Genomic DNA, 17,615 nt, shown 5'->3' on the forward strand with positions numbered 1-17,615 from the left:
AATGCCTCAGTCTTATTGGCTTATGAAATCTGAGCCAGATGCCTTCTCTTTAGATGACCTTAAAAAATCTCCGAAAAAGACGACCACATGGGAGGGTGTGCGGAATTATCAAGCGCGCAACATCATGCGGGACCTATGTAAAAAAGGTGACGGGGTTCTGTTTTATCACTCTAGGACTAAAGAGCCGGCCATCGTTGGTTTAGCCAAAGTTGTCAAAGAGTCTTACCCCGACCATACTCAATTTGACCCAGACAGTCCGTATTTTGATCCCAAAGCGACTCTAGATAACCCGCGCTGGTTTATGGTGGATGTTCAATACGATTCCCACTTTAAAACGCCGGTTACTTTAGCCGAGGCAAAGCAGACCGAAGCTCTCTCGAACATGGTTCTTGTGAACCGTGGCCGACTTTCAGTTCAGCCTGTAACGGCTCAAGAATGGAAGTTGATCTTAAAAATGGGTAAGCGTTAAACCGTGATCTGATTGACCACGGCAAGTACTAAGGGTTTACGGCCCAGTCGAGCTTTAAAAAACCTTCGAACACTGTCTCTAATTTCTATAGTCTGAGTATGGGTGTTGGGCCGGTTTCCGCAGAGTCCCTCAAGAGCTTTGGTGACCACTCTGGCAGCACCTTCGATAATTTCAGGGAGGTCATCTTCTCGAACCACGCCTTTGGTTGTAACCATAGGTTCTCCTTGAACACGGCCTTGTTTATCAACAGTTGCAACGCAGACAACAATTCCGTGCGTGGCTAAAAGTTGCCGGTCTTCGAGAACTTCTTGGTCCACATCACCAACGCCTGTCCCATCAACACAGACCAGCCCTGCACAAATCTCCTGCGAGATTCTCGCATCAGGCTCTTCCTCAGTACCGCTGAAGTCGATTGGGGTGCCGTCTTCGATGATGAAGATGTCTTGGCGTGGAAAGCCATTTTCTTTTGCCATTTTTGCGTGATTCATCATCAGACGAAGTGTGCCGTGCGCGGGGACCAGGAAGTTAGGGCGGGTATGTTCGAGGAGTGTTTGGAGCTCACCATTGAAGGCGTGACCCGAGGTATGAACCCGTGCGGTTCGGTCATCAATCACATCAAGGCCGAGCCGTAAAAGTCTATCGATCAAGTTGCTGACGGCCATCTCATTACCGGGAATTTTCCTGGCACTCATAATCATCATATCGCCAGGCTCTGGAACGATGCGGCGCTCCTGCCGCGAAGCTATACGATTCAGGGCAGCTCTAGGCTCACCCTGGCACCCCGTCGCCAAGACGATGACTTCGTTTCTAGGAAGATTTTGATAAGACCTCGTTGTTTTTAAGGTCCCGGGTTTGACGTAGAGCAGGTTGCATTCTTTTGCCACTTGAATGTAGCGGTCCATGCTTCGGCCAAAGGGTATAACTTTTCGCCCGGTGGCTTCCGCAGCATCAATGACGCCTTGGATTCGGTGAATATTACTCGCAAACGTTCCAACAAAGACGCGGTCGTCGCAGCCGCGAACCAGCTCCATGATGGTTTTGCGAACCTCGCGCTCGCTCCAAGTCTCGCCTGGGCTTCCTGCATTGGTGGAGTCGGATACAAGCGCTAGGATCCCCTCGTCGCCCAGCTCTTTAAATCTTGAAAGTGCAGAATAGCGATCATCGAGAGGGGTGGGATCGAGTTTAAAGTCTCCGGTATGAATAACCTTGCCCAGAGGTGTATCAATGGCAAAGGATACCGCGTCTGGGATGGAGTGTGTGATGGGAAGTGGTTCGATACGCATTTCCCCCATCTCGAAGACCTCATGGTCGCGAATGAGTTTTAGTTCGGGATTAAGGTGCGGATACTCGGAGAATTTGGCGCGAAGCAGACCTAAGGTAAACCTTGTCCCGTAAATAGGTCCTGGCAATTGATTGATTACATGGGGAAGCGCGCCAATGTGGTCTTCGTGACCATGGGTAATGGCGTAGCCTCTGAACCTATCTTGATTCTCGAGCAGATAAGCGATGTCGGGAATCAGTTTATCGATTCCAGGAAAGCCTTCATCGGCAAAGAGAACACCGCAATCTACGGCTATAATGTCCTTGGGGGTTTCATAAACAAAGAGGTTTCCACCTACATGTCCCATCCCACCTAGACCAACTGCACGAAAAATAGGTTTTGTTTGAGCCATGTAAGATAGTAAAGCTCTTGAATGCTGGTGTAAACGGTAGCAATCCCATCCAATACAAAGATAGAGTTATGTGATGTCGAAAAACTCATTAATTATCAATTCAAGTCCTTCTGAAACCCGTGTGGCTCTTCTCGAGAATGGGCAACCGGTCGAAGTATACATTGAGCGCCGCCAGTCAGCTGGTGTGGTCGGCAATGTCTATTGTGGGCGTGTGGTTCGAGTTTTACCCGGAATGCAGGCAGCTTTTGTGGAAATAGGCCTGCACCGCACCGGTTTTCTCTATGTGAACGATGCCTTACCTCGCAGCCCTGACCCGGTTATTCCACCCAATGGGGAGACTGCTCCGGCTAAGGGTGGCAATCAGGGAAGTCGAACCCAGCCACTTGCGAATATCGCAGACGTGCTGAAGCAGGGGCAGGAAATCTTGGTTCAGGTTCAAAAAGAGCCGATTGGTACTAAGGGTGCTCGATTGACCCGCCATGTGACACTGCCTGGTCGCCATATTGTCTATATGCCCTTGTTTAGACATCTCGGTGTTTCCCACCGCATCGAATCTGAAAAAGAACGCGAGCGGTTAAAGAAAGTGCTCGAACCGTGCATGGTCAATGCAGACGGTTTTATTGTGCGTACCGCAGCCGAAGGAATTGAGGGCGAGGATATTGAGCGGGAAGCGAAAATGCTTCAGCAGCTTTGGAAGGATGTTGAAGAGGATGGCAAGAAGGGCGGAGCGCCGCGCTTAGTCTATGCTGATGCCGATTTGGTGATGCGTGCCACTCGTGATTTGTTCAACGACCAAGTTGGGACCATTCAAGTAGACCGACAAAAAGATTTCCAGCGTATTCGCGAATTTGTGAAGGGCTTTGAGCCTGGCCGTGAATCTGGGGTGGAACTCTACGACAAGCCAGAGCCTATCTTTGATCACTTCGGTATCGAAGTTGAGATTGAGCGTGCATTGGGGCGTAAGGTTTGGCTCAAAAGCGGCGGTTACATTGTGATTGATCAAGCCGAGGCGCTGACAGTTGTCGATGTAAACTCCGGACGGTTCGTGGGTAAATCAAACCTTGAAGAGACGATTACCCGGATCAATTTAGAAGCTGTGAAGGAAACCGCTTATCAGATGCGCCTTCGCAATATTGGCGGAATTATCATTATCGACTTCATTGATATGGGTGAGCAGGCCAACCGTGAAAAGATCCATGCAGCCCTTGAACAGGCACTTGAGCGTGATCGTGCAAAAACATGCATTGTGAGAATGAGCGAAATAGGCTTGGTTGAGATGACACGAAAGCGTGTGCGCGAGAGCCTCGGAGAGGTTTTAACCGATGCATGCTCTTACTGTAATGGGCGTGGATTCATAAAGAGTGAGCAAACTGTCGGCAATGAAGTGTTGCGGGGTATCACTCGTCAGCTCAATCGCGGTGAGGGGAATGCAACCATTCTTGTGAACATGCACCCATCGATAGCCGACTATCTCTACGAGAATGAGTCTGAGGAAATTGAACAGCTCGAATTGAGTTATAAAACCAGTATCATTCCTGTATCTCGTGAAGGCTATCATCAAGAACGATTTGATATTGTCACGGGAACGAGCGCTTAGGATGTCTAATAAACGACAAGGTCCTAGAACAGAAATCAATCATGCTTTTAGAAGTGTAGAATCGTTTCTAAAAGAATATGCGATGAATGTATCGATGGACGGTGTCTTTATCCGGACGGCTGAAGTCTTACCGGTGGGCACTGAGGTGAATCTAAAGTTCAGTGTCATTGTAGATGATTTTGAAACCATTGAAGGAGAAGGCCGAGTGGTGCGCTCCGTAACTGCTGATGAATCGTCAACACCTGGAGTAGGCGTGGTTTTTACCAGCCTTACGGATGAAAGCCGTGAGGTGCTTGCTCGCCTATTTATGCAAGGTACCTAAGCTTAGGTTTAGACCGCGTCGAGAGCGAATCGAGCGTAACGACGAACGTGAGCAGCTTCATCCGTAAGCAATGGCTCAATCGACTCTTTCCACTCCGGTGTTTTACCGAGCCTTGAAATGGCGACGATTGCTGATTCGCGGCAAACGGCATTTGGGCTGTCTAGCAAACGCCCAACTGATTTTTCCATATTCTCGAGTTTACTGATGCCTACTAAAATAGCAGCACAGGAGCCCAGCCAGTGATCGGGTCCCTCCAGGAGCTCAAGAAGCCGGTCGTTGTTGGAGCGAGAAGATAAGCCAAAAGTGTTGTGTCCAATATCGAGTCGGTCTTGAACAGGTCCATCTTCCAGCATGGGTATGATGAACTCTTTATCTTCTTTGGTGAGAAGATTATCGAGAACCTCGAGTGCATTGGAGCGCGTGGCTATATGCTGGCTCTCTAAGTTGCGGCTTACCAGTTCCATTGTGGATGCCTGGTATTTCAGACCCAGCAGGGCCAGCAGCTGGCGAGTAACACTCTTTTGTTTGTCTTTGATCGCATCTTCGACCAGCTGAATATTGGGAATCTTTTTAAGGTCTTCGATGGTGAAGAGGAGCCGGTACCAAAGCTTTGCTTCATTGAGGATAGCCTGGTCACTGGCGGCCAATTCAATGGGCATTTCCGGACGGTTGGCAACAAGCACCGTTAGGGCTTGGACGACCGCGAGTCGAACATGAATGTTTTCATCTGCAAGATGCTCGGCGAGTAGCTCCGCACTTTCAGGGCTATCTAGACGAGCCAGAACACGTGCCAGGTGAGCTCTGAGTTCCGGTGGCTGTGTGAGGTCGTCTAAAATTGGGACGAGTTCGTCTTGAACACTTGGTCCAAATTTGGCCAGTGCTTTTACAGTTGTCATAGCAAGTCGCGGGAATGCGAATTGTTTAACAAGTTCTGGTATGAGCTCTGGGGTTCGGAGGCGACCGGCCGCATCGATGGCCGCAAGTCTTACGTGTTCTGAGCTGTCATTTAGCAGTGGGACCAACGGTTGGTAGAAGTTCTGAACACCGACCTCTCCAAGGATCCAGGCCGCGTATTCCCGTGTTTTCAGAGAAGGGCTCGTCAGCATTTTCTTCAGAACTTCCGCACAGGCCAAAACACCGTCGAGGCCGCCATAGCGAATGAGTCCCGCCACCGCGGAGGCTCGCACTTTTTTATCCCAATCTTGAAGCATTACCTGAATTCGATTTTGGGATTTCTCACGACTCAATGCGCAGTAGCAAAGTACGGCCGCAGCTCGAACAGGTGGAGAACCATCTTCAAGAAGCGGTGCAATCATATCGACGTGAATGTTGCCGTGGCCTTGTAGGTAATGCAGCGCAGCCATACGAACATCTTCGGACGGGTGTTGTAATAAGGCCGTGACCGGCTCGTTGAGGGGTGCTTTGGCTTTAGGGCTGATGGAAGGTAGGAGTTCAAGCGCATGAAGAACCTGACCCATGCTATCGGAGAGTAACGCACCCTGTAGGGTTTGGATGGTGGCTTCATCCGAGATTTGGAATCCAGCATCTTTGAAATTGAGGCGTCGTCTTTTTAGGGTTTTCACGAGGCTGATGACATATTCGCGGCGCAGCGCAACCAAAACAGTAATCCATACAACCAGTGTGAGAAGAACGATGTAGCTCATGCTATTGGCGCTGAGATCTAGCCCAAAAGGAATACCCGTTAAGTTTTTGAATGTTCCAACGAGGATGGAAAGTAAAAGTCCGGCTCCCCCGATGGCGACATATTTAAGAACACCATCGATGACCGCTTTGGCTCGCCCACGGGAGTCGGGTGGAAGCGGGAGATAGAGGAGCTGCATCGTTGAATCGGTGACCGTATAGCGCAGGACGGTCTCAGAGCCTTTAGAAATACTCACGGCCCAGAGCCCCGAAATCATAGCAGGTGCCAATAAGAGACCTATAGAGCCCATGCCCATGGCGATGGGTAGGAGAATCAGAGCGGGCAATACACCAAAGCGTTCGAGCAGTCTGGCGGTTACGGTGAATTGAATCGAGGCGCCGAGGATACCCGTGTAAAGAAAGAACGCTCCGAAGTATTGAGTACGGGCATTCATTTCTGAAATGCTTTCGCCGATGATGACTTTGAATTGGTAGTCAACAAGAGTTGAGACTAGGTAAGTGAGCATGACTGCGGAAGCGATGAGGCGAACGTGCTTCGTTTTAAAGATGGCTTGGGGCGAAGCGAGTTGTCGAGCCCGTTTGCTGGTGCCTGGTCGTTTTTGCTGAGAGGCTTCCAGTTCGGCGCGCGCGTTTTTACCTAAATTGACCACAGCAATAAGGCAAATCACGAGACAACCGCTGATGATAAAGAGAAGGTTCTCCGTACCGATTTCGTTTACGTAGCGTTTAACCAGCAGTCCAAAAGCAATGTTGGCCAGTACGCCGCCGCCGCCAATGATTGCAAAGAGGCGTTTGGCTTGCCGGGCATGAAAGATCTCATTGGTGAATGTCCAAAATTGAACAATCAAAAATGCCCCGAATATTTCGACCCAAATATAAAAGGCCCAGTAAATGGTGTAACTTTGCTTCTCAAGGGCAGCTCGAAATCCCAAGGTGACTAAGATCAGAAGGACGAGGGTGATGGTGTTGGTTCGGTCCCGCCGAAGAACTCGCTCCACTTTGGCGTAGCTGTACATGATGACCGACACGCTCATCGCGATGCCGATATAAGTCAGCGGTAGCTGGGCTTTGTAGTTGGGGATTTCCAAAAAGAGGACATCACGGGTAATTCTAGCCATGATAAACGAGCCAACGGCCATGAAGAGATAAAGAAACGAGAGACCGGTTCTTTTAAGTTCTTCAGGTCGCACGCGAAGTGTATCGTGCAAAATTTGGTAGAGTGATGATGTCATCTTATCTCTCACCTATCACTGGCAAACTGCCGCATCAAACGCTGAAACCAGGCTTTTAGGGTCTGAATTGTCGGTGATCTAGGGTAATGTGTCCTCATGAATGAGGATTATCAAGCACGATTGGTCGCAGGTGGTACACAGCAGGGGGATGAGGGTCAGGAACTGTCTCTGAGACCTCAATCTTTTGACGAGCTGGTGGGCCAAACTAAGCTTGTTGAGAACCTGAAAGTTTATGTCGCGGCGGCACTGGAGCGAGGCGAGGCCTTGGACCACACACTGCTGGCGGGCCCTCCGGGGCTTGGTAAAACGACCATCGCGCATTTATTGGCCAATGAGCTGGGAGTTGATCTGCATGTAACCAGTGGCCCGGCCATTGAGCGTAAAGATCTGGCAGGTATTCTAAGCCACCTTAAAGAACGCGATATGTTGTTTATTGACGAGATTCACCGCCTTTCTCCCGTGGTGGAGGAAAATCTCTATCCGGCCATGGAAGACTTCAAGTTTGATATTATTCTCGGTGGCGGCCCCCATGCTCGAAGTATTGAGATGCCTTTGCCCCGCTTTACTTTGGTTGGAGCAACCACGCGCTCAGGTCTCCTCACTGGGCCTATGAGAGATCGCTTCGGTATTGCTGGGCGCATGGAGTACTACACCCGCGAAGAACTCACCCATGTTGTGACCCGTTCGGCCAAGATTTTGGATGTAGTGTGTGACCCACAAGGTGCAGTGGAAATTGCTCGTCGCTCCCGGGGTACACCTCGGATAGCCAATAGGCTTCTGCGGCGTGTTCGGGATTTTGCTCAAGTGAAGGGTGACGGTGAAGTCGATCTTGAAATGGCCAAATATGCATTGGAGCGTTTGCAGATTGATGAGCATGGATTCGATGAAATGGATCGCAAACTTCTCTCGACCTTAATCCACAAATTTGCGGGTGGACCTGTCGGTGTGGAAACACTTGCCGCGGCGATGGGTGAAGAGGCCGATACCATTGAGAGTGTATACGAGCCTTATCTACTCCAAGAAGGTTTTATCCAGCGCACACCGCGAGGTCGGATGGCCACTGCAAACTCTTACTCTTATTTGGGAGTAACCCCCCCTACTCAAGGGGTGGGTCAGGGTAAACTCTTCCAACTTTCAGGCGATCAAGAGGCCCATAAGTCTGCTTGATAGTTCAGTTTTGCTATGTTAGGGGAGCCTCGTTACGCGTACGATTTGGTCGGAATAATTATTCTCACCTAGCCGACTTTATTGTCATAGCAGTCATACGAAAATGTGTTTTCTGGATGGTACGCGAGACATTAATTGACTCATTTTATGGAAAACATTAGCTTTTTCTAGATTGGTGTAAGAATTGCTCCACGTTCACATAAGTTTTAACACTCTATGAAATTATGAACGAAGGGCATTGGGCTCGTAAATGTACAAGCAGAGAACCATAGCTGAGAAAATCGAATTCGTTGGGATAGGTTTGCACTCTGGGCTTGAGGTGCGGATGGAGATTTTTCCAGCACCGGCAGACTCCGGAATTGTTTTCGTGAGAAGCGATCTCTCTCCTGGGATTGAGATTCCGGCTCGACCTGAATACGTCGTTGATACTCAGTTAGCCACGACTTTAGGTCGCTCGGTAGATGGTCAGCCAGTCACGATTGCTACAGTAGAGCATCTCTTGTCAGCGTTGGCCGGTCTCGGAATCGATAATGTGATGGTTCACGTAGATGGGCCTGAGCTACCGGTCATGGATGGCAGCGCCGCACCGTTTGTCGATCTGATTGTAGATGCCGGCATTGAGGAAGTGCGCGGGCCGAAGCGCTTTATGGTGATTCGCAAAGAAGTCTGTGTTCGAGATGGCGATAAAGTCGCCAAGATTGCACCGGGACCAGGCTTTGAAATTACTTGCTCTCTAGACTTCGACCATCCTCTGATTTCTACGAAACCATTTGTGTTTAACTTTTCAGAACGCAATTTCCGCAATGACCTCTGTGCTGCAAGAACGTTTGGTTTCGCCCAAGATGTTGAATTGCTGAGACAAAATGGCCTTGCATTGGGCGGCTCCTTAGATAATGCCGTGGTGATCGATGGGTTTGAGATTATGAATCCAGATGGCCTGCGTTATGCGGATGAGTTTGTTCGCCACAAGATTATCGATGCAATCGGTGACCTTTCGCTGGTGGGAATGCCTCTGATTGGAAAAGTGACCATGCACTGCTCGGGCCATGCCATGAATGCGCGCCTGGTAAATGCAGTCTTGGAAGACCCACGTTGCTATGAAGTGGTGGAGCTCAATGAGCGTCTTGGAAGCGATTTACTCCCGTCAATCGGTGAGTTCTCGCTCTTTGAATCTATTAATAGCTTGGCTTAGCCAGCCTGCTCAGTGTCGCTGAGCTCTCGATTACCTAAAATGTGATTGAAAACAGAAACCTTCTCCCAGGTTTCCATAATTTCGCGGTCTGCCTCGCTGTCGGCCACAATACCTCCGCCAACGGACACGCTCCAGCCGTCTTCATCGTGAATCAGAGTGCGAATCAGAATCGACATACTTAAGCGCCCGCTTGGAGTTAAAAGACCGATCGAGCCAGTGTAGAAGCCCCGAGCTTGTTCTTCGATGTCTTGAATGATCTGCATTGAGCGTCGTTTGGGGGCTCCGGTGATGGACCCTCCAGGAAAGATAGCCGCCACAAGGTCAGCCAACTCTTTATCGTCGCAGAGCCTTCCCTCTACGGTTGATACACCGTGCCAGACACCTTTAAACCCCTCAACATCCATGAGTTTTGGCACCCGAACACTGCCCGGCACACAAACTCGCCCAAGGTCGTTGCGAACCAAATCAACAATCATGACGTGCTCGGCCCGCTCTTTGGGGTGGTTCTTGAGTAAATGCGCGTTTTCAAGGTTGCTGGGCTCTTGGCTGGATCTCGACCGGGTGCCTTTGATTGGAAAGCTTTGGGCGAGCCGCTCATCGGGTTCGTAGGTGAGCAATGTTTCCATCGTATTGGAAAGGACTTCGAGTTCACCTGTTTTGAGGTATGCGCTGTGGGCAACGGGGTTTTTTGAACACAAGCTCGCCAGTAACCCGATTGCGTCTACTTCGCCTTCAACACGAAGACGCCGAGCAATGTTGGCCTGGTAAATATCGCCGGCTGAAATATGGGCCTGAGCGGTGCGGATGCGCTGGGCATGGATTTCATCGCTCACGGTTGGAACGAGCGTGGCGCGACCGGGCTTAGGCAGCTGCGTTGGCGGATTAACAAGATGTTGTTTTAAGAGCTCAACACGTGGACCAGGATGTCCGAAAATACCCACTTGATTGGTGAGGTGATCAACAACCATGGCGGCATCGAGTTCAAAACAAACGATCGTTGGTTGACCTCTAGGCGGCTCAGAATTGGGCAAATGAACCAGTGAAAAGCCGCTCTCGTAACTTAAAGCGACAATTCTAAGCGCATCGGTTGGAGGCGCATTGAATAATAATGCTAGATTTTGCGTCGATTCTTGAACGAAGTGGACTTGCCTTGGCAGTCCAACCACTCCGTACCGGCCTCTCGGACCCGCTTCTCCACTGCCTATTAGGGCAGCAACGTCCGTTTGCGCGCGTAAAGCGTGCAGAAGCGCCAATTCGGGTTGGAGGGCACCTGTCCAGGTGTGCCACTTAATTTGTGTCGGGAGGCCCCACATAACGAGCCGCAGGTATCATAGCCAGATCCGAAATGACTAGGACTCTAAAGAGTATTTTTAGGGCAATTTATCGATGGGGTGCTTGCTGATCAACCAGTGACTTGTTAGGAAAGCGCCGCCCAGAGAGGTACCCCCGGCTGGAATATCAGCCAAATTCCAAGGAGTGGAACGTGAAAAAATTAGCAATCGTTCTTTCTTGTCTCGCGCTGACAGTAGCATGTTCCGGCGAAGATACGAAAGACACAGACGGAAACAGCAACATCCCTGATCAGTGCAGCGCAGATTGTAACGGCGCATTGGTAGGCGTAAACACCGACACAATGCTTTGTACTGAGTACAACTCAAGCCTTTATTCAAGCGGTAACATCGTTTGTACTGAAGAGTGTACAGCAGACGTGACAGGCTGTGTTGAAGCAGTAACTCCTGCAGCTGCAGAATTTCAGCAGTGCACAGGTACTGGTACAGAGAGCAACTGTGATACTGGCCTTGAGTGCGCATCTTTTGATGGCGTAACGTCTTACTGCATGAAGCCATGCCCAGGTCCAGCACCTGAAGACAACCCAGATGCAGACGATGGTTGTGGAGCAAACGAGTGTGTTGCTTTAACTACAACGAATTACTGTTTCAAAAAAGAAGCACAGCGTGATGCTGCTTGCTTTGACAACCTCAAGACATGCGTTGACGGTGCAGGCGAATGTACTCCTACTGACTACGTAGATGGTGAAGCAGCTGAGCTTCGTTGCAAGATTACTTGCGACATCGCAAGCGACGGCAGCGAGTGCCCAGCAGACGAATCTTGCCTTCTTGATCCACTACCCTACGGTACGGTTCAGCAGGACGAAAACGATGCGCAAGTTGTTTGTACTGACGAAAACGCAGCAGAAGTATGTGACCCAGGTTTCGAATGTGTTGAGCTTAGCAACAACACTCAGGCTTGTTTCAAGCGCAACGGACTTTGCGGAACAAGCGTTCCAGCATGTTTGAGCATTGAGACCAGCGAGTGGCAGGCATGTGTTCAGAATGGTGAACTTTGTACACCAGACAACGGCCACGCTTACTGTGATACTTTTGAAACTGCAGACGACGGTACTGCTGGTGCAGAAGCTTACTGTGCTGAAGTACAAGGCCAAGGACAACCAGGAATCTGTCTTGCATACTGCGAAGGCGCAGACGGCGACCTTTACTGTGGTACTGACGCTCAGTGTGTTCGTCCTGCAGAAGTTACTTACTACTTAAACGTTGCTCGTTCTGATGCTGGCGAATACGTATACTGTTCTGTGCCTGCTGACTGTAGCGCTTACAACACAGACGGCGACCTGCCGTTCGATTGTGTTGACCTTTCAATCGGTTTCGTTTGTTCACGTGCTCTCAAGCAGTGCATCGCGAACGAAGAAGCAGACGTAATCACTGCAGCTAACGAGTGTAACCTCGTAGGTGCAGCTGATGACTGTGGTGAAGTTGACCCAACTGATGCAACTGATGCAACAGACCCAACAGACCCAACTGACCCAACAGATGCAACAGATGCAGCTGACCCATCTGATGGCTAATTCACTTTGTGAATAAGCCGGCTTAGATAGCCAATTTAAAAGGGGACCTTCGGGTCCCCTTTTTTTTGGTATTCCCGTCTCGCGATGCAGGCTCGGTTAAGCCTGACCGTTGGAAGCTCCATGTAGGCTATGCTGAAACTCCGATTAGGAACTTCTCATTCAACGGTTTTGCTGATTGGGTCTTGAAAAATGGAAGTGCAGAGGACGCTCCCGCAAAGGGGGAGCCGCCAGTTCAAGCGGGGGTGAACATCAAGAGCTTAACGGCGCTGATATTCCGTTGGTTCACTTAACATTCAATTGTGGGGAGCTTGTTAAGTGAGTGCTCTTGTTGAGGTGCCTGAACTGGCTGCTCGAACGATTCGTGGTTGATGGAATTTGACTCTTCAGAAAGCAATGCTTGAGCAGCACTGAGGGTGCCCATCAAGCCTACAAAGAAGGCCAAGACCAGAAACATCGAGAAGGTTATGTTTTTCAGTATTCTCATTACGTATCAGATCTAAGCAACCGCTGTGCCAGATGGGCCGAAACATCCAGATCATTGATTTTAAAGAATAAACGAATTCACGGTCGGTGTGATGCAGATCACGACCGTGCCATCTATGTCATGTAGGTACGCTCTCGTGGCGTATTTTATGCACGCAGTGCGTTAGAAATGTGCCACAGTTTGATTCCTACCCCTGCCCCTGTTACTCGCTTATCTCAGGAGGCTTCTCATGGCGCGCTACGACGTTTTACTCTTTGATTTAGACGACACTCTTCTCGACTTTGGTGTGGCGGAGAAATCGGCACTGAAGCGTGCTTTCGAGAGTGTGGGGCTTCACTATGACGCCGACAAGCATCTGCCCCTCTACCAGCATCATAACAAGGCGGCATGGCATGCGTTTGAAACTGGGGAGATCGATCTCGAGACGTTAAAAACGAGGCGCTTCGTGGACTTCTGCGATTCGATTTCTCCGGCGTTGGATGCCGATCTGTTTCGCAGATTCTTTGTTATGTATCTCGGTGAGTCAGCTCATTCGATTCAGGGCGCTGCCCGTGTGGTTCAGGCGCTATCAAAAAGGTATCGCTTGGCCGTGATTACCAATGGACTTAAAGAAGTGCAGCGTTCACGCCTTAAGCGGTGGGAGCTATCGGTGCATTTTCCGGTGGTGGTGATTTCCGATGAGATCGGTGCCAAGAAACCAGATGCCGAGTTCTTTGATCACACGCTTCGCTCGATGGGCAACCCCGATAAGCAAAAGTGCCTAATCATCGGTGACAGCCTGACCTCTGATATTCAGGGAGGAGCGAACGCAGGGATTGAAACCTGCTGGTTTAATCCTCAGGCGAAGAAGAACGAAGGCGGACCTATCCCAACTTACGAGATCAAAGACCTTAAGGAGCTTACCGGATTATTACTGGAAGCTTAGAGGGTGCTGCAGTCTATACCGGTGCCAATGACGAGCCGGTAGTTGGTAATGACTGAATCTCTGTCATCTAGAAAAACGTTTAGGTCGTAGCTTGATGCTTCGGTGTTGGTAAACGAAATCACTTCAACATCATTTTTAGTCATGCTGCTGGCAACAGGCGATTGAGTTGGTCCGGCCTCGTAAAGTGATATGTCGATATCTCCGTCATCATGCTCAAACAAAGTGCAGATGGTGTAAGACCCCGCAGGAAGTGAGAGGGTATACCAATCTTCATCGGCGCAGAGGACCAGATTCGCTTGATCAAAGGGTGCCTCAATGGCAGCGGATAGCTGAGGTGGCACAGGCTCTAGGGTATCGTCGGTACAAGCACGCTGAACTTTGACTTCCAGTCCATAGTAACGAGCATCTCCGCTAAGCGCCTGAACCTGAATCGGATAAAGCCCAGCACCTGCATCTGAGTCGACACTGTAAGATAAGCTAACACGACCAGAGCTTGTTTCACTTCCTGTTGCCGCTGCAGAAGAAGTGTCTTCTTGGCCAAACATCGTAAGGCTTAGATTTGATTCTGAGGCGTCAAAGTAAATTGCAGCTTCAACGGTATCTCCCGGTAAAAGCCTTGTTTGATACCAGTCAGCGTCTCCGCCGCAGCTTGAAAGATGGGTTTGGTTAAGCTCCTGAAGATTGTCGCCATGTTCAACACCGAGCGGAACCAGCGTGGAAGCAGTGGTTAAGGTATTGTTGGGCTCTAGGTTGTCTGCGCTGCATGTGGTGGGTGCAAGTGCCAGGGTTAATGCGTAGTCGGCCAGAGGCCAGCCACCGGTATTTTGAACCCGAATATAAACGTCGTTGCCGTTTTCAGGAGTCGCCCAAGTCGATTGGAAACTTCTTTGAGCCACTGCGGAGGTGCTAAGCATCCCTGACGCGAGTGTCTGCCCGAAGGTTGCATCGGAAATGGCGGCGACGCTTTGACTGTAAAGAGAGATGGCAACGCCAACGTCGCGAGGGTCGTAATCCACTGTTGCGACAACTTGGAGTCCGGCAGGGACGGTCACCATGTACCAGTCATCTTCTTGTCCGCAGAGTGATTCATCTACATGGACGACGTTACTTTCACCGGCGCTGCTCCACAGGGTGGGGGATGCGGTGATAGCTGATGCGGGTGCAAGATGCGCACTGTGGGTGCACGCAGGAGGCGCTTCAAGTTCAAAAACCAATTGCATGCTCTCATGAGACGGGTTGTTGGGGTCGGCAGTAACTTTAGCGTAAACGGCTTCGCCATTGGTGAGCGCTATGGAGGCTTGATTCGCCGGATCTTCAAGATCTGTTGAGCCGGATAGGAGAGTGTTTTCTGCGCTCAGAAGACCCAAGGTGAGTGTATTGGGACTGCCTTCAGATTGGCTCAGATCAGCCGAGACTCGGTAGCCAGCTGGGATAGGGTTGGTTCCATCTAAGGTAAGCTGAAGCCACTCAATATCTGCGATGCATGCATTGAGGTCGATGCTTGTTGTACCTGAGGCATTGAGGCTGATTGTGCTTGCATTTGAGAAGGTGTCGTTGAGCTGGACTGAGTCGTAAGCATCTTCAACGCAGGCCGTTGGGGGCGTATCCACTACGACGTTGATTGCGTAGCCGGTACGTTCACCTTGGTCTCTTAGAACCCGGGCAATAAATACGCTGTCTTCGCGCGCGGTACCCACAACCGTTTTGGTTGGGCCGTTGCTGTTGTCTTCTACAAGTAGGCCATCACTGGTAGCACTTCCAGCGGATGCAAAGGGTCCAAAGAGTGCGAGGTCTAAGTCGCCGCTGTAATCGGAAAGTTCAATGTCGACCCTGGAACCGCCTTCAACCTGGAGGCTGTAGTAGTCCACATCGCCGTCGCAAAGGGTGAGCACATTGGCTTCGCAAATGACAACTTGATTACCGCCGACGGAGCCCCGCACGCATCCATCACTGAGAGTTGAATCGGTTGTAAATAATGGGCTTGGGGTATCGATGGTGTCGTTGGTTTGAACCGACTCCCAGTTATCTTCACATAGTTCACCTTGGCTCAAGGCAAAGGTGAGTGAGTAGAAGCCTGTTTCCGAGCCAGTTCGGGTCACACGTAGAAAGTAAGTATCATCGCGGTTGGCGGTAAAACGAAGTAACTCCCCGCCTAAAGCTCCTAAAGCACCTTCTGCTAGGCTTGTGGTGCCATCTGCTGCGAGTACTTCAAATACCCCCGTGATATTGGAGACTGAACTCATCGTTATTGTGAGCTCTTTGCCAGCTTGCATATCAAACTGGAACCAATCGTCCCCACTGTCACAAAGAGTTAGATCGGAGAGTGATAACGTGTTGCCGGTGGTTGGCAGAGTAAGTGATGAGGCCGTCTCTGCTGATTGGTTGGGAGAGAATTCGTCAGGTGTGCATGGCCGGTCGCTTAATGGTGCGCAGAGATTTTCATCGAGGTCGCAGTAATAACCTTCATCGCAAACTTCGCTTTCATTGCTAGCATCGCAAAAGGCTACACAGGTCCGGCTGTCTTCATCACAAGTTTGGCCGCTTGGGCACTCACCGTTGTTCTCGCAATAGTCCAAAGCTTTGCAGCTCATCGTTGACGCGTAGCATTTTTGGCCAACGCTGCAGTCACCGTCGCAGACGCAAGCGACGCATTCGCCCATGGGACCACAGAAGGTACCTGGCTCGCATTCGTCGGTAAGCCGAGGTTCAAAGGGGCATTCGCTGGTGATGGTTTCTGGAGGTGTGCACTCGCTGGCGATAGGGCGGCACATAGTCGCTGTTTCATCGCAGCGAAAGTTTTCCATTCCGCAGCAGTTGTTGGTGGTGTCACACGTGGCGGCAGGGAAGCATAGGTTGTTGGTTGGTTCACATACGAGAAGCTCGCCATGTGGGCCGGGAGGACAGTCTTGTCCATTACCGCAATCGGTTACGAAGTCAGCAGCGACGATACAGCCAGCAGTGAGTGGATTGCAGCGCTGGCCAAACCCGCAATCGGAGTCGACTGCGCAGGTGCCGTTGTAGGTGTAATCGGAGTTGCCAGGGGTACCTGACCAGTTGCCATGTGCATTGAGTAGATCTGCACCGTCTGAGGCTCCTAAAGGCTCACAGCTTCCTTCAACGCAGGCTTCGTGACAGTCGCAGTCGTTGGTGGTTGCACATTGAACGCAAACACCTTCGTCGCAATAGGGTGCTGCTGAGTCTGTACAACTTGTATCATCCTCACACCCGGTGCTTGGACCTGCGCCCAAATCGGGGCGACAAGATGTACCCAAAACGAGTAGGGCAAAGAGGATAAAGAGAATAGATCGAAGGCTGCGGCTCATTCGAATCTCCTATTTAAAGCTGAGTGAGTGGGGACCTTACCAATCTGGCACTGCAAAGCATAGGTTACAAATGTAGTGACGAGTAAGTCGCGAGATCTCTTCGTTTTTTGGCCTATTCACCTGGGAAAATCCAGCCAGTGGGGCTACCGCATTGAGATAGGTCTCGGCTGGCGATGGAGCCAACGACACCCGTACCGGCTGGGTTGGGGAAGGCTTGAACCGCTGCATCGCCATATTCAGAACCATCTTCGAACCAGGTCACTTCAGCTGCCGCCCAAACCTCTTCGTATGCGCTAATGACTCGCTGTTCCGAAAATCTTAGAAGGCCGTTTACGTAGATTCTAATCACATTGGCAGTTGGCTCAGCCGGGGCACTGGTTTGGGGATAATAGTGAACAAATACTCGGTAGGTCCCAGGCCTTGGTCTATCGATGTTGATGTTTTCAGGACCCAGGCCATTGGTATCATCAATATCGAGTCTAGGGTTAGCACCTTCACCGCGCTCATCTGCAGCAAACCAAAGGGGTAGCTTGTTGGTGTAGAAACAGTCGGCTTGGCTACTGCAAAAGTGACCACCTGCCGAGGTGTGGGTTAAGTGTAAATCTTGATCGTTGGTCGTATTGTCCCAGGTGAGCTGAACATGAAGCGAGCTCTCAGGTGTGGCCTCAAATGTAATTTTGGCCTGCTCGGTGACTCCGCTTTTAAC

Annotated in this window: 12 protein-coding genes; 7 read left to right on the plus strand and 5 right to left on the minus strand. The window is 50.5% G+C overall.

The features are described from left to right. Position 1 precedes the first annotated feature (1 nt). Positions 2 to 469, plus strand: coding sequence for an EVE domain-containing protein (locus tag HOK28_19165; protein MBT6435224.1), 468 nt, complete (start codon positions 2 to 4; stop codon positions 467 to 469). Here HOK28_19165 and HOK28_19170 read toward each other — a convergent pair. Next, positions 466 to 2,142 (minus strand): ribonuclease J, encoded by a 1,677-nt coding sequence (locus HOK28_19170; protein ID MBT6435225.1) that lies wholly within the window; start codon positions 2,140 to 2,142, stop codon positions 466 to 468. The genes HOK28_19165 and HOK28_19170 overlap by 4 nt on opposite strands. A gap of 73 nt (positions 2,143 to 2,215) precedes the next feature. Here HOK28_19170 and HOK28_19175 point away from each other — a divergent pair, with 73 nt between their 5' ends. Both HOK28_19175 and HOK28_19180 read left to right on the plus strand, forming a co-directional pair. Beyond that, positions 2,216 to 3,739 (plus strand): Rne/Rng family ribonuclease, encoded by a 1,524-nt coding sequence (locus HOK28_19175; protein MBT6435226.1) that lies wholly within the window; start codon positions 2,216 to 2,218, stop codon positions 3,737 to 3,739. A gap of 1 nt (position 3,740) precedes the next feature. Next, positions 3,741 to 4,061, plus strand: coding sequence for a hypothetical protein (locus tag HOK28_19180; protein ID MBT6435227.1), 321 nt, complete (start codon positions 3,741 to 3,743; stop codon positions 4,059 to 4,061). Between the two features lie 8 nt (positions 4,062 to 4,069). Here HOK28_19180 and HOK28_19185 read toward each other — a convergent pair whose 3' ends face one another. Next, positions 4,070 to 6,955 (minus strand): hypothetical protein, encoded by a 2,886-nt coding sequence (locus HOK28_19185; protein ID MBT6435228.1) that lies wholly within the window; start codon positions 6,953 to 6,955, stop codon positions 4,070 to 4,072. A gap of 96 nt (positions 6,956 to 7,051) precedes the next feature. On the opposite strand from HOK28_19185, the gene ruvB reads away from it, so the two are divergent. Further along, the gene (gene ruvB, locus HOK28_19190; protein MBT6435229.1) at positions 7,052 to 8,122 is read left to right on the plus strand and encodes a Holliday junction branch migration DNA helicase RuvB; all 1,071 of its coding nucleotides are present in this window, start codon (positions 7,052 to 7,054) and stop codon (positions 8,120 to 8,122) included. Between the two features lie 250 nt (positions 8,123 to 8,372). Then, complete coding sequence (locus HOK28_19195) at positions 8,373 to 9,314, plus strand: UDP-3-O-acyl-N-acetylglucosamine deacetylase (protein MBT6435230.1); 942 nt, start codon at positions 8,373 to 8,375, stop codon at positions 9,312 to 9,314. On the opposite strand, the gene HOK28_19200 is transcribed toward HOK28_19195, so the two are convergent. Then, complete coding sequence (locus tag HOK28_19200) at positions 9,311 to 10,627, minus strand: anthranilate synthase component I family protein (GenBank protein MBT6435231.1); 1,317 nt, start codon at positions 10,625 to 10,627, stop codon at positions 9,311 to 9,313. The two genes, HOK28_19195 and HOK28_19200, sit on opposite strands and share 4 nt — an antisense overlap. A gap of 170 nt (positions 10,628 to 10,797) precedes the next feature. Between HOK28_19200 and HOK28_19205 the strand changes: the two genes are divergently transcribed. Further along, positions 10,798 to 12,177 carry a hypothetical protein gene (locus HOK28_19205; protein MBT6435232.1) on the plus strand — a complete coding sequence of 460 codons (1,380 nt, stop codon included), beginning with the start codon at positions 10,798 to 10,800 and terminating at the stop codon, positions 12,175 to 12,177. A 713-nt stretch (positions 12,178 to 12,890) separates the two neighbouring features. Beyond that, positions 12,891 to 13,586, plus strand: coding sequence for a noncanonical pyrimidine nucleotidase, YjjG family (locus tag HOK28_19210; protein MBT6435233.1), 696 nt, complete (start codon positions 12,891 to 12,893; stop codon positions 13,584 to 13,586). Here the strand turns inward: HOK28_19210 and HOK28_19215 are convergent. Together HOK28_19215 and HOK28_19220 are read right to left on the minus strand one after the other, a co-directional pair. Then, positions 13,583 to 16,909, minus strand: coding sequence for a hypothetical protein (locus HOK28_19215; GenBank protein ID MBT6435234.1), 3,327 nt, complete (start codon positions 16,907 to 16,909; stop codon positions 13,583 to 13,585). The two genes, HOK28_19210 and HOK28_19215, sit on opposite strands and share 4 nt — an antisense overlap. A 112-nt stretch (positions 16,910 to 17,021) precedes the next feature. Beyond that, a partial coding sequence (locus HOK28_19220) for a hypothetical protein (protein ID MBT6435235.1) occupies positions 17,022 to 17,615 on the minus strand: 594 nt, incomplete at its 5' end.

The organism is Deltaproteobacteria bacterium, from assembly GCA_018668695.1.
Lineage (GTDB): Bacteria > Myxococcota > XYA12-FULL-58-9 > XYA12-FULL-58-9 > JABJBS01 > JABJBS01.

Coding starts and splice junctions, on each gene's coding strand:
- HOK28_19165 (MBT6435224.1), top strand. CDS start 2: ATGCCTCAGTCTTATTGGCTTATGAAATCTGAGCCAGATGCCTTCTCT.
- HOK28_19170 (MBT6435225.1), bottom strand. CDS start 2,142: ATGGCTCAAACAAAACCTATTTTTCGTGCAGTTGGTCTAGGTGGGATG.
- HOK28_19175 (MBT6435226.1), top strand. CDS start 2,216: ATGTCGAAAAACTCATTAATTATCAATTCAAGTCCTTCTGAAACCCGT.
- HOK28_19180 (MBT6435227.1), top strand. CDS start 3,741: ATGTCTAATAAACGACAAGGTCCTAGAACAGAAATCAATCATGCTTTT.
- HOK28_19185 (MBT6435228.1), bottom strand. CDS start 6,955: ATGACATCATCACTCTACCAAATTTTGCACGATACACTTCGCGTGCGA.
- ruvB (MBT6435229.1), top strand. CDS start 7,052: ATGAATGAGGATTATCAAGCACGATTGGTCGCAGGTGGTACACAGCAG.
- HOK28_19195 (MBT6435230.1), top strand. CDS start 8,373: ATGTACAAGCAGAGAACCATAGCTGAGAAAATCGAATTCGTTGGGATA.
- HOK28_19200 (MBT6435231.1), bottom strand. CDS start 10,627: ATGTGGGGCCTCCCGACACAAATTAAGTGGCACACCTGGACAGGTGCC.
- HOK28_19210 (MBT6435233.1), top strand. CDS start 12,891: ATGGCGCGCTACGACGTTTTACTCTTTGATTTAGACGACACTCTTCTC.
- HOK28_19215 (MBT6435234.1), bottom strand. CDS start 16,909: ATGAGCCGCAGCCTTCGATCTATTCTCTTTATCCTCTTTGCCCTACTC.